Source organism: Streptomyces sp. SP18CS02, assembly GCF_036322365.1.
Classification (GTDB): Bacteria; Actinomycetota; Actinomycetes; order Streptomycetales; family Streptomycetaceae; genus Streptomyces.
In genome coordinates this window covers 106,832-119,192 of sequence record NZ_JAQYXC010000280.1, presented here as the reverse complement: position 1 = coordinate 119,192, position 12,361 = coordinate 106,832, and the positions used below count along the sequence as shown (strand labels likewise).

Annotated in this window: 10 protein-coding genes and 2 pseudogenes; 6 read left to right on the top strand and 6 right to left on the bottom strand. The window is 73.1% G+C overall.

All coding sequences use genetic code 11. The features are described from left to right. Positions 1 to 145: 145 nt before the first annotated feature. From PUR26_RS14710 to PUR26_RS14690, 5 genes are all read left to right on the top strand, one after another. Entirely contained in the window at positions 146 to 589 is a 444-nt protein-coding gene (locus PUR26_RS14710; protein WP_329872791.1) for a single-stranded DNA-binding protein, read from the top strand. A 927-nt stretch (positions 590 to 1,516) separates the two neighbouring features. Then, on the top strand, positions 1,517 to 2,953 hold the full coding sequence (locus tag PUR26_RS14705; protein ID WP_329872790.1) for a Cys-Gln thioester bond-forming surface protein: 1,437 nt from the start codon (positions 1,517 to 1,519) through the stop codon (positions 2,951 to 2,953). Positions 2,954 to 3,139: 186 nt separating this feature from the next. Continuing rightward, positions 3,140 to 4,804 carry an energy-dependent translational throttle protein EttA gene (gene ettA, locus PUR26_RS14700; RefSeq protein WP_329872789.1) on the top strand — a complete coding sequence of 555 codons (1,665 nt, stop codon included), beginning with the start codon at positions 3,140 to 3,142 and terminating at the stop codon, positions 4,802 to 4,804. Positions 4,805 to 4,814: 10 nt separating this feature from the next. Next, positions 4,815 to 5,258, top strand: coding sequence for an acyl-CoA thioesterase (locus tag PUR26_RS14695; protein ID WP_329872788.1), 444 nt, complete (start codon positions 4,815 to 4,817; stop codon positions 5,256 to 5,258). Beyond that, positions 5,255 to 5,935: a hypothetical protein gene (locus PUR26_RS14690; RefSeq protein ID WP_329872787.1), complete on the top strand. Its 681-nt coding sequence runs from the start codon at positions 5,255 to 5,257 to the stop codon at positions 5,933 to 5,935. Before PUR26_RS14695 ends, PUR26_RS14690 begins: the two co-directional genes overlap by 4 nt. A 71-nt stretch (positions 5,936 to 6,006) precedes the next feature. Here PUR26_RS14690 and PUR26_RS14685 read toward each other — a convergent pair. The 3 genes and pseudogenes from PUR26_RS14685 to PUR26_RS14675 all read right to left on the bottom strand — a co-directional run. After that, positions 6,007 to 6,129: pseudogene (locus tag PUR26_RS14685) on the bottom strand (ABC transporter ATP-binding protein); the annotation flags it as partial. Continuing rightward, positions 6,115 to 6,348, bottom strand: a pseudogene (locus PUR26_RS14680) (hypothetical protein); the annotation flags it as partial. The pseudogenes PUR26_RS14680 and PUR26_RS14685, both read right to left, overlap by 15 nt. Positions 6,349 to 6,551: 203 nt before the next feature. Further along, on the bottom strand, positions 6,552 to 6,956 hold the full coding sequence (locus PUR26_RS14675; RefSeq protein ID WP_329872786.1) for a globin: 405 nt from the start codon (positions 6,954 to 6,956) through the stop codon (positions 6,552 to 6,554). A gap of 140 nt (positions 6,957 to 7,096) precedes the next feature. Between PUR26_RS14675 and PUR26_RS14670 the strand changes: the two genes are divergently transcribed. After that, the gene (locus PUR26_RS14670; RefSeq protein ID WP_329872785.1) at positions 7,097 to 8,077 is read left to right on the top strand and encodes a methyltransferase domain-containing protein; all 981 of its coding nucleotides are present in this window, start codon (positions 7,097 to 7,099) and stop codon (positions 8,075 to 8,077) included. Between the two features lie 79 nt (positions 8,078 to 8,156). Here PUR26_RS14670 and PUR26_RS14665 read toward each other — a convergent pair whose 3' ends face one another. The 3 genes from PUR26_RS14665 to PUR26_RS14655 form a co-directional block, all read right to left on the bottom strand. After that, entirely contained in the window at positions 8,157 to 9,485 is a 1,329-nt protein-coding gene (locus PUR26_RS14665; protein WP_329872784.1) for an FHA domain-containing protein, read from the bottom strand. A 64-nt stretch (positions 9,486 to 9,549) separates the two neighbouring features. Beyond that, complete coding sequence (locus PUR26_RS14660) at positions 9,550 to 10,926, bottom strand: vWA domain-containing protein (protein ID WP_329872783.1); 1,377 nt, start codon at positions 10,924 to 10,926, stop codon at positions 9,550 to 9,552. 88 nt (positions 10,927 to 11,014) lie between these two features. After that, positions 11,015 to 12,358 carry a PP2C family protein-serine/threonine phosphatase gene (locus PUR26_RS14655; RefSeq protein ID WP_329872782.1) on the bottom strand — a complete coding sequence of 448 codons (1,344 nt, stop codon included), beginning with the start codon at positions 12,356 to 12,358 and terminating at the stop codon, positions 11,015 to 11,017. Positions 12,359 to 12,361: the final 3 nt, after the last annotated feature.

Here is a 12,361-nt window from a genome sequence, read left to right as displayed (position 1 = left end):
CGTCCCCTTTCGGGTGACGGAGTTGTGCACAGCCCGGCCCCTGTCCACAGGCCCGGACGGAATTCCGCCGCCGGGTCCAGCATGGGACACACGCGGAGCCGAGGGACGGCGAGCGGGGAATCGGGAACGGGGAGGGGTGGTCGTCATGAACGACACCATGGTGACGCTGGTGGGCAATGTCGCGACGAGCGTGGAATACCGGGACACCGGCACGGGCGGATTCGCGAAATTCCGGTTTGCCGTGACCGCGCGTCGATGGGATCGCGAGAGGGCCTCCTGGACCGACGGTCCGACCAGTTTCTACACGGTGAACGCATGGCGGGCGCTCGGGTCGAATCTGGCCGCGTCGGTCACGCTCGGCGACCCGCTCGTGGTCCACGGGCGACTGAAGGTGAGGGACGAGGAGCGGGACGGCCAGCGAAGGACGTTCGTCGACATCGACGCGGTGTCGGTGGGGCACGACCTGTCACGCGGCACCGCGGCCTTCCGGCGCGTGGCTCGCGGTGAGTCCTCCGGGGCGGCGTCGCCGCGTCCGCAGGCGGGGGAGGGGGCCGCCGAGGAGGAGCGGACCGCGGTGCTGGTCCCCTGAAGGGGCGTTGGCCGGGAAGGACGCGGGCGGGGGTGGCGGCAGCGGACAGGGACAGGGATCGGACCCGGACGGGGAGGGGTGACGGGACGGGGGCGGGAGGCGGCGGGCGTGGCGGCCGGCCCGGCCTCCCGGTGGGTGGGCGAGGACGGCGCAGCGGACGTCCTGACGGCGTGGGGTGCGGCTGGCGGGGCCGGGCTGGTTCCCGGCCGGGCCGGGTGGTGAGCGGCGGAGGGCGGAGCACTGACGGGTGGGGCGGGTGCCCGAGCCGGATCCGGGCGGCCGGCGAGGTGTCTGACGGCGGCCGTACGGGGCCCCTCCGCGTGCTCCGGCCGGAGCACGCGGAGGGGTGGCGCCGGTTCCACGGGACGGACGAGGCCGCACGAGCGGGGGAGGCGAGTCCTGACGGGGCGGCGTCGGATACCCGCCCCCTGTGGCAGGCGGGCAGGCGGGCAGGCGGGCAGGCGGGGCAGACCGGCAGGCGGGGCAGACCGGCAGGCGGGCAGGCGGGCCGACGGGGCAGACCGGCAGGCAGGCCGGCGGACGGAGCCGGATCCACGTGCCGGGCGGGGACGCACAGGCCGTGCGAGTGCGACGGAGGAGGCCTTCTGGAGAAGACGGTCACGGGCGGCGCCCGGCCGCTGCTGCGGCCGTTCCTGGCAGGCGAGTTGAGAAAGGGGGGGAGCGACTCGGATGACAACTCCCTGTAAGGGATGGATCGCTGATGTGGAGATTTCACGAGCTCCCGGGCGCCTGTTGGCCGTTCGCGATAACGATTCCGATTCGGAATGGTTGTCTGACGGTATGACGGGGGACTGTGCATGGTCGCCTCTCTAGGATTTCGGGGTACTCACGGGGCACTTGCGTCGGCAGGCGAGGCACTCCCCCCACGCGTCCCACGCGAAAGAGCCTCGTCCAGAGGGGAATTCTGTGTTTGCTGCGTTTTCTGTACGGAGGCGGAAGGGCGGCGCCGCTCGTCTCGCCGCCGCGGTCCTGACCTCGGGGCTGATCGCGGGCGCCTCCATAACGGGCACCGCCGTGGCCGTCGCCGACGAGGCCCCCCAGCACCAGGGCGGGGCCGCGGCCACCCTCCAGGGGCTGACCACCTTCGACCGGGCCGTGCTCCACGCCGACGGCAAGGACCAGGAGATCCCCGCCGGCCTGTTCGAGATGACCGTCGACGGCGGCGGGACGCTGAAGACGTACTGCATCGACCTCCACAACCCCACCCAGGAGAAGGCCAAGTACCTGGAGACCTCCTGGGACCAGACCTCGCTGGCGGGCAACAGGGACGCGGGCCGGATCCGCTGGATCCTCCAGCACTCCTACCCCCAGGTCGACGACCTCGTGGGACTGGCGAAGCAGGCCGGCACCGGACCGCTCACCGGGCAGACCGCGGCCGCCGGCACCCAGGTGGCGATCTGGCGGTACTCGGACGACGCCGAGGTCGAGGCGCTCGACCCGGCGGCCGAGAAGCTCGCCGACTGGCTGGAGAAGGAGGCCGAGAACCTCGCGGAGCCCAAGGCGTCGCTCAGCCTGGAGCCCGGCGCCGTCTCCGGGCGGGCCGGTACCCGGCTCGGGCCGGTCACCGTCCGTACCAACGCCGACCGCGTCACGGTGACCCCGCCCGCCGACGCGGCCGCCACCGGGGTCAGGATCACCGACCGGGCCGGCCTCCCCGTCGTCGACGCGGTCAACGGCGGCGAGCTCTACTTCGACGTGCCCGCCAAGGCCGCCGACGGGTCCGCGGCGCTCACCCTGCAGGCCACCACCTCCGTGCCGGTGGGGCGCGCGTTCGCCGGTGCCACCAAGAGCCAGACGCAGATCCTCGCCGGGTCGAGCCGGTCGACCGTCTCCGCCACGGCCACCGCCACCTGGGCGCAGGCGGGCGCCATCCCCGCGCTCTCCGCCAGGAAGAACTGCGCCAAGGGCGGCATCGACCTCACCGCCGCCAACACCGGCGACGCCCCCTTCACCTTCGAGCTCATGGGGCTGCGGTACAGCGTCCGGGCGGGTGCGTCCCGGACGGTGACCCTCCCGGTCGCCGAGGACCAGACGTACGACTTCACCATCACCGGGCCCGGCGGCTTCACCAAGAGCTTCAAGGGGATCCTGGACTGCAGGACCACCGGCAGCACGGCCACCATGACCACCCCCCGGCCCGGTTCGCAGCCCAGCCCGCTCTCCGGCGGCGCCACCTCGACCGGAGCGGCCGCCACGGGCGGCAGCGGGGACCTGGACCTCGCCGAGACCGGCGCGTCCGGCACCACCCCGATGATCGCGGGCATCGCCGTCGCGTTCGTGGTGATCGGCGGAGCCGCCGTCTTCCTTGTCCGCCGCAAGAAGGACGTCGCCGACGGGGAGTGACCCCGCCGTCGGTGACCGTGACCCCCGGGTCACGGAGTGCGACGGCCGGCGCGGCCCCGGTACGTGCGGAAACGTGCGAGCGGGGCCGCCTCTGTATCAGCCCATCGGGTGCTGGTTTCCATCGGGGGACGGACGTCAGGCAAGATGGGTGTATCTGCCCACTCTCCTAATGCCGGACGGTTTCTCTTGGCTGAGTACATCTACACGATGCGCAAGACGCGCAAGGCGCACGGCGACAAGGTCATCCTCGATGACGTGACGCTGAGCTTCCTGCCCGGCGCCAAGATCGGTGTGGTCGGCCCGAACGGTGCCGGTAAGTCCACCGTGCTCAAGATCATGGCGGGCCTGGAGCAGCCCTCCAACGGTGACGCGTTCCTGTCGCCCGGCTACTCCGTCGGCATCCTGCTCCAGGAGCCGCCGCTCGACGAGACCAAGACGGTCCTGGAGAACGTCCAGGACGGCGTCGCCGAGGTCAAGGGCAAGCTCGACCGGTTCAACGAGATCGCCGAGCAGATGGCGACCGACTACACCGACGCGCTGATGGAGGAGATGGGCAAGCTCCAGGAGGAACTGGACCACGCCAACGCGTGGGACCTGGACGCCCAGCTGGAGCAGGCCATGGACGCGCTGGGCTGCCCGCCCGGCGACTGGCCCGTCACCAACCTCTCCGGCGGTGAGAAGCGCCGCGTCGCGCTCTGCAAGCTCCTGCTGGAGGCCCCCGACCTGCTGCTGCTCGACGAGCCCACCAACCACCTGGACGCCGAGTCCGTCCAGTGGCTGGAGGCGCACCTCGCCAAGTACGCCGGCACCGTCGTCGCCATCACCCACGACCGGTACTTCCTCGACAACGTCGCGGGGTGGATCCTGGAGCTCGACCGTGGCCGCGCCATCGGCTACGAGGGCAACTACTCCACGTACCTGGAGACCAAGCAGACCCGTCTGAAGGTCGAGGGCCAGAAGGACGCCAAGCGCGCCAAGCGGCTCAAGGAAGAGCTTGAGTGGGTCCGCTCCAACGCCAAGGGACGGCAGGCCAAGTCCAAGGCCCGCCTCGCCCGGTACGAGGAGATGGCCGCCGAGGCCGACAAGATGCGGAAGCTGGACTTCGAGGAGATCCAGATTCCGCCGGGCCCGCGTCTGGGCAGCGTCGTCGTCGAGGTCGAGAACCTCCACAAGGCCTTCGGCGACAAGGTCCTCATCGAGGACCTGAGCTTCACCCTGCCGCGCAACGGCATCGTGGGCATCATCGGCCCCAACGGCGCCGGCAAGACCACGCTGTTCAAGATGATCCAGGGCCTGGAGGAGCCGGACTCCGGCTCGATCAAGGTCGGCGACACCGTCAAGATCTCCTACGTCGACCAGAGCCGCTCCAACATCGACCCGAAGAAGACGCTGTGGGCGGTCGTCTCGGACGAGCTGGACTACATCAACGTCGGCCAGGTCGAGATGCCGTCGCGGGCGTACGTCTCCGCGTTCGGCTTCAAGGGCCCGGACCAGCAGAAGCCCGCGGGCGTCCTCTCCGGCGGTGAGCGCAACCGTCTGAACCTCGCGCTCACCCTGAAGCAGGGCGGCAACCTGCTGCTCCTCGACGAGCCGACCAACGACCTGGACGTCGAGACCCTCTCGTCCCTGGAGAACGCGCTGCTGGAGTTCCCGGGTGCGGCCGTGGTCGTCTCCCACGACCGCTGGTTCCTCGACCGGGTCGCCACGCACATCCTCGCGTACGAGGGCGACTCCAAGTGGTTCTGGTTCGAGGGCAACTTCGAGTCGTACGAGAAGAACAAGATCGAGCGTCTCGGCCCGGACGCGGCCCGTCCGCACCGTGCGACGTACAAGAAGCTGACCCGGGGCTGAGGCGACCGCAGTGGCTCGACATATCTACAGCTGCCCCTTGCGCTGGTCGGACATGGACGCCTTCGGGCACGTCAACAACGTGGTGTTCCTCCGTTACCTGGAGGAAGCCCGCATCGACTTCATGTTCCGGCTGGCGCCGGGGAACGGCTCGCCGTCGTTCTCCGGTGGTTCGGTCGTGGCGCGGCACGAGATCGACTACGTACGACCGCTGGTCCACCGGCACGAGCCGGTGATCATCGAGTCGTGGGTGACGAAGATCGGTGCGGCCTCGCTGACCATCGCGTACGAGGTGAAGGACGCCGAGGGGCCCTCGCAGGTGTACGTGCGGGCCTCGACCGTCGTCGTCCCGTTCGACCTCGCCGCTCAGCGTCCGCGCAGGATCACGGCCGAGGAGCGGTCGTTCCTGGAGGAGTACGTGGACGACGGCATGCAGGGAGAGGCCGCCGCCGCATGACGGCGCCTCTGCACTTCGCCGATCCCAGGGAGGCGGCCGGCCTGGCCGCCTTCCTGGCCCGGCTGATCCACTACGACCGGGCCGCCGCCGTCCGCCTCCAGGCGGGCAACGGCGTCCTGGCCGTATTCGGGCGGCCGCCGTCCTTCGAGGTGCTGGCCGTCCGCACGGCCGGCCTCATGGACGACGAGCCGCTCGACGTCACTGTCTCCGCCGGTGAGCTCCTCGACGGCATCGAGGAGACGGTCGGCAAGGCCATCGTGCCCGCCCCCGTCACCGGCCCGCCCTGGACCGGTCTGCTGCCCCCGCGCGGCGGCTGGCAGGAGGTGGCCGGGCTCCCCGACGCCGCCGGACTGCGCAGTGCGGTCGCCGCGGCCGTGGCCGAGTTCCGCGCCAGGGACGAGGCACTGCCCGACGAGCTCCGCACCCGCGCGGAGCGCGAGCGGATCGGCCGCGAGATCTGGTCCCGCACCCTGGGCACGACCGGTCTGCCCCTGCGTGCCGTGCACGCCGCCCAGTCGCTCGGCTTCCTCCCGGCGCACGAGTCACTCCGCCGGCTGCCGGTGGTCCTGCTCAGGGCGGGCGCGTGGCTGCGGCTGCGGACCCCCTTCGGGTCGGTCGCCGTCCGTACGAACGGGCTCGGCGGGCTGAGCGTCACCCCGGTACGCCACAAGGCGTAGCGGGGGGACCCACGAGCACCACAGGCTCCACGGGCCCCGGAGGCCCCACAGGCTCCGCGGGTAGCAGGAATCTAGGACTCGCGGCTGTCCGGCCACACCCCGATGTGGTCCTGCTCCAGCTCCAGCATCACCCGCTGCTCCATGCCCAGCGCCGCCGTGTGCTCCGCCGGGAGCGGGAGCCGGCCCGCCCGGTCCGCCGCTTCCCGCCGGTCGAGCGGGACGTGGGCGGAGACGACGAGGGAGGCGGCGGGCGCGGCGCGGCCGCCCAGGGTGTGACGGAGGGCCGCGTCCCCCATGGAGCCGCTGAACGCGACGAGCGCGGCGAGCGCCGAGGTGGTCAGCAGGACGGCGAGGAGGGCGGCCGCGAGCAGCAGCCGGTGCGCGCGGACGCGCAGAAGTACGAAGCCCGTCACCCGTCCCGTCCCCCACCGGTGTCGAACGCCTGGGCGTTCGGCCGATGCTTTCAGAGGCGGGAGGGCCCGGTAACCGCTTGCGGGCGGACCTTGACGTGATCGTGACCGTCGTCCGGCACCGGATCTCCGCCTTCCGTCGGGGCCGGGGTGCGGCGCCCGCAGCCACGGGACGGCGGCCGCCCCGGGCAGGGCGGCCGGCGGGGTCACCCCGCCGTGTTCACCATCGACGCCGCCGCGTACGTCATGTAGTCCCACAGCCGGCGCTCGTGCTCCTCGGGCAGCCCGAGCTGCTCGACGGCGGCGCGCATGTGCGTGAGCCAGGCGTCGTGGGCCGCCGCGTCGACGGTGAACGGGGCGTGCCGCATCCGCAGCCGCGGGTGCCCCCGGTTGTCGCTGTAGGTGCGGGGGCCGCCCCAGTACTGCATCAGGAAGAGCGCCAGCCGCTCCTCGGCCGGGCCCAGATCCTCCTCCGGGTACATCGGCCGCAGCAGCGGGTCCCCGGCCACCCCCTGGTAGAAGAGATGGACGAGGCGCCGAAAGGTCTGCTCGCCGCCGACCTGCTCGTAGAAGGTCTGCTCCTGAAGGCCGCCCTGCGGAATCTCGTTCACCCGTCCATCGTCTCAGACGCACCGGCCGAGGACCTGAGCCCTGGTTCCTCCCGTCCGGAACCCGGCATCGATCCCGCCGGGCTCCCGTGCGCCTGCCGGGCGTACTCGCCTCGGTCCTCCCCGGGCGGGAAGGTGGAGGCATGGGCATACACCCGGAGGACCCGTTCGCGGGGCCCGCCGCCGAGGCGCGGCGGGAGCTGGTGCGGGAGATGGCCGCGATGGGGGAGCCGGCGGACCCGGCCTGGCGGGCGGCGTTCGAGGAGGTCCCACGGCATCTGTTCGTGCCGCACTTCTACGACGGGACCATGGGCGGCTACGAGCGGCTGTCGTACGACGACCCCGACCCCGGCCGGCGTGAGCGCTGGCTCCGCGGCGCCTACGCGGACCGGCCGCTGGGCACCTGTGTGCGCGACGGGGACCTCGTCTCGTCGTCCAGCCAGCCCTCGCTGATGGCCGCCATGCTGGACGCCCTGGAGGTACGGGACGGCGACGACGTCCTGGAGATCGGCGCCGGCACCGGGTACAACGCGGCGCTCCTGGCGCACCGGCTCGGCGACGAGCGGGTGACCACCGTCGACCTCGACGAGGACATCACGGCAGCCGCACGCGGCCATCTCTCGGCGGCCGGCTACGCCCCTGCCGTGATCACCGGCGACGGGGCGGCCGGCTGCCCGGAACGCGCGCCGTTCGACCGGATCATCGCGACCTGCACCCTGCCCTCGCTGCCGGCCGGGTGGCTCGCCCAGTGCCGGCCGGGCGCGCGCGTCCTGGCCCCGCTGTCCACCGGTCTGATCCGGCTGCGGGTACGGGACGCCCGGCACGCCGAGGGGCGCTTCCTGCACACCTCGGCGTACTTCGTGCCGCTGCGCGGCGGCAGCCCGCCCGCGCCGTCCGTGCACACCGGCGGCCTGCCCCGGCGGGCGATCGAGAACGAACTGTTCCGCTTCCTGCTGACGCTGACCGCCGGCCGCCTCGACCCGCACGAGGCGTACTCGCTGTGGCAGCGCGAGCACCGGCCGGGCCGGGAACGGTTCGGCGTGACCGTCGGCGACGGCCGGCAGTGGGCGTGGCTGGACGATCCCGAGGGGCCCTACAGCTGGCCCCTCGGGACGACCGGCTGACCGTGCCCGGAGGCACGGCCCGCGGGCTCAGGGGGTGTCTCGCCGATCGTGCAATCCGGCCCGGCCCGGACGGACGGCCCTAACCGCGGCGGATGGTGATCGTCGTCCAGGCGCCGACGTGGACCCGGTCGCCGTCCTTGAGCGGCACGGGGACATAGGGCTGGATCGGGTCCTCGCCGCCGTTGAGCGTGGTGCCGTTGGTGGAGTTCTGGTCCACCACGGCCCAGGAGCCGTCCGGCTGCTGCACCAGCACCGCGTGCTGGTGGGAGACGCCCGGGTCCTCCGGCGGCACCGACAGGTCGATGTCGGGGGACTCGCCCGTGGAGTGCCGCCTGCGGCCGACGCTGATCTGGTTGCCGGACAGCGTCACCTGCTGCTCGGGCGAGTACGCGGGCAGGTTGAGGCCCGCCGCGTCGGGCCCGCTGCGCTGCATCATCGCGAGGAAGTAGTCACGATCGGGCGCGACGACCGCCGTCCAGCCCGCAGGGGTCTGGTACTGCGGCGGCTGCGGGGCCTGAGGCGCCTGCGCACCCTGCGGCGGGTGTGACATCTGAGGTGCCTGCGGCGACTCGTGCTGCTGGGGCTGCTGGGGCTGCTGGGCCTGCGAAGGCGGCGGCAGCATCCAGTCGTCACCCCCGCCACCGGCAGGCCGGGGCTGCGGCGGGGCCGGGGGGCCGGGCTGGCGGAACGCCTGCGGAGGCTGCGGCGGACCGGACGGCTGCCGGAACGCGTCGGGCACCGGCGGCGCGGGCGGACCCTGCGGCTCTCCCGTCAGCGGCTCGGCCGGCCGGTTCACCTGGGACGGCCGGGATGCCTGGTACTCGAACGGGTCCGGCGGACGCGGCGGCTGCGGCTGGGACGGCTGGGGCTGGAACCCGGGCGGCAGGTTCAGCCCGGGACCACTGCCGGGTCCACCGGGACCGCCGGGTCCGGGGTGACCGCCGGGTCCACCGGGACCGCCGGGTCCGGGGTGACCGCCGGGTCCACCGGGTCCACCGGGTCCGGGGTGCCCGCCGGGTCCGCCGGGCCGGCCGTAGCCGCCGGGAGCTCCGGGGCCGGGACCGCCGGGTCCGGGGTGACCGCCGGGTCCACCGGGTCCGGGGAAGCCGCCGGGACCCGGCGGAGGCGCCACCGGCGTGTAGGAGGTCGCCGTGTTGGTCAGGAAGTTCCAGCGGCACTCCTCGCAGAAGGGCGCCATGGCCTCGCGCGGGGTGCGGCACTGGGGGCAGAGCTCCGCCTGGGCGGTCGCGTTCGGATCGCCGGCCGGGCCGGGATAGCCGTACGCGGGCGGCGGCGGGGGAGGCGGCGGAACGGCACCCGCAGGCGCGCCCGCCCCGGCCATGCGATGGCCGCAGACCTCGCACCAGTCGTCGGAACCCGACTGGTGTCCGTTCGGGCAGGTCGGCATGTCGGCGCTTCCCCCTCTCCTTCGCCCGGCCGTCGGCCGGGCACGTCCCTGCTACTTCGCTTCCCTACTTCTTCACGCGAACCGTCTTGGTGGACCGGGTTTCGAGAGTCATCTCGTCCGCCTCCGCGACCTTCGCCTTCAGTCGCACAGTACCGGTCGCCGCGTCGACCACATCAACCACCTTCGAAAGCAGTTTCGCGGTGTCCGCGTTTCCGGAGGCGGCCGCCAGCTGTACGGCGCGGCCCAGTTTGGCGGTCGCTCCGTCAAAATTGCCCGACTTGCGAGCGTCCAACCCTTGTTGAATGACTTGCGCCAGTTCGGCCTGTCCGGTGTAGTGCGCGACCTGCGGGTTGATCGAGGTGGACGCCGCCATGTCGTCCGTCCACACCGCCCGTACGAGACCCTGCGACAGCGCCTGCGGCGCCCCGCCCGACGGGTCGGGCAGGATCAGCGACACCCGGGCCGCCAGCATCTCCTGTCCGACGGCGGCCTGCGGCACCCGTACGGACACGTGGTAGTCGCGCGACTCGTCACCCCACGAGCCCGTCGGATAGTCTCCGGCCCGCGGCCCGGCCTCGGTACGCCGTCCGGTCAGGTCCTCCACGGAGGGCGCCACCTGCTTGACGAACGTGATCTCCGCGCCGACCGGGGTCCACAGCCGCAGCGCGACGTCCGCGACCTCCTTGCCCATCGCGTCCTCCATCATCCGCGTGAAGTCCGCGGCCAGGCCGGACGGATCGGCCACGATGTCGGCCGTGCCGAGCAGGGCCGAGGCGATGCCGGTGACCTCCTTGACCTCCCAGTCCGTCCCCACGCCCCGGGCGTCGCACGTGAAGCGGCCGGCGCAGGCGTCGAGCGCGGCCCGCAGGTCCTCCGGCGACTCGTGCTCGTTGCGTCCGTCGGTGAGCAGGATCCCGTGCCGGATGCCCTCCCTGCCGGACGGCCCCGCCTCCGCGGAGCCCAGCAGCCGGTCGGCCAGCCGCAGCCAGGTGCCGATCGCGGTGCCGCCGCCCGCGCTCAGCCTGCGCAGAGCCTCCTTGGCCAGGGCGCGGGTGGCCGGATCCGCCACGGCCAGCCGTCCGTTGCCGGGATAGACCTCGGTCGCCACGTGCGTCCCGGCGACCACCGCGAAGGCGACACCGTCACGCAGGGTGTCGATCGCCGCCGCCGTGGCGTCGCGCGCGTTGCGCATCTTCGTCGACGGGTAGTCCATCGAACCCGAGCAGTCGACCATGATCACCACGGCGGCGCCCGGCGTCCCGCCGGGGACGTGCGAAGGCGAGGAGGACGCCCCGGAGAGCGCCGTCCGGCCGCTGGTGCCGCCGCCGGTCGAGGTGACCGTCACGATCGCGTTCACCTCGCGCCCGCCCTCCGGCAGGTACTCGTTCTGGTACACGTCCACCGAGAACTGCGGGACGTTCGACTTGGAGAAGTTCGCCATCTCATCGGCTCCTCGGACTGCGCACAACGGAAGCAAGCATGAAGGGGGTTGAACGCCGGGCGGAAGGGTGCCGAAGCCTCGGTCGTGCCTACGCGCAGGCCGATCCTGCCCCCTGTGCCGGTACGGCGAACGGCAGCACGGCCACTGTTACGTTGTCGTGGCCCCCGCCGTCGAGGGCGTGCCCGACCAGGACCTGGGCGCCGTGCAACGGCCTTCCGGCGGCGTCGGACGGCACCACGCGGGCCATCTCCTGCGCGGCCTCGGCGTAGTTCCACAGCCCGTCCGTGCAGACCACGACCACACCCGGCCGGTCCGGTGTGAAGGACACGGTGTGCGGGTCGAGTTCGTAGGCGTCGGCCCCCAGCCAGCCGGTGATGGCGTGGGCCCGCTCGTCCGCGTACGCCTCCGCCTCGTTCATCAGGCCGGCCGCCACCATCTGCGCGGCCCACGAGTCGTCCTCGGTGAGCCGGGCCGCGGGGCAACTGCGGTCGTCCGGCACCCAGTAGGCGCGGCTGTCGCCGATCCAGCCGACGACCAGCAGGCCGCCCGCCGTGACCGCGCCGACCAGGGTGCAGGCCGGCGCGTTCTGGTGGCGGTGTCCGTCGATCCCCGGGTCCGCCCGGCCGTCGTCGTCGGCCAGGGCGTTCACGGCCTCGGCGGCCGTCACGATCGCCTCGTGCATCGCCTGCTGCGGATGGGTGCCGCGCGGCAGCGACCCGAGCAGCGACTCGTTGGCGGCGGCGGCCGCCGCCGCCGAGGCCTCGTCGGGCCGGGTCGCCGACGACACCCCGTCGCACACGATGGCGATGACCGCCGGTGAACCGTCCGGCAGGGCCGTCGACGAGACCGCGAAGGAGTCCTCGTTGCGGTGGTGGCGCAGCCCGCGGTCACTGACCGCCGCGACCGCCTCCAGCTCCTCCTCCATGTGGTCGCGCTCGCGGGGCTGGGCGTGACCGCAGTTCTCGCAGTAGCCGTCGGCGTCGACGCGCCCGGCCCGGCAGGCGACGCACAGCGTGGGGCCGGCGGGCGGGGCCGGCGCGTGCCCGGCGGCGCGCGGGTCCGCGGGACGCGGGTCGGGGGCGGCCAGCTCGAAGTCCCCGCCGACGGTGGCCCCGTCCGTTCCGGTGGTCGCCGTGCCCTCGACGGTGTCTCCGTTCCCTGCGGTCCGCTCGTCCGGGGCGGCGCCGGGGCCGGGGTCCGGGTCGTCGAACCGGACGACGGGCGGCGGCTCCTGGACGGCCGCGGCCTCCTCGCCCTGCGCCGCCGGCCACGCGGCCCCGGGGGCGGGGGTGCCTATGGCCGGGGTGGGACGGTCCTGCGGGAGCGGCGGTACGGCCGACAGGTCGTACCCGCACGCACCGCAGAACAGGTCACCCGACTCCAGCGGCTCCTCACAGCCGGGGCAGGCTGACAACTGGTGCATCTGGGACATCAC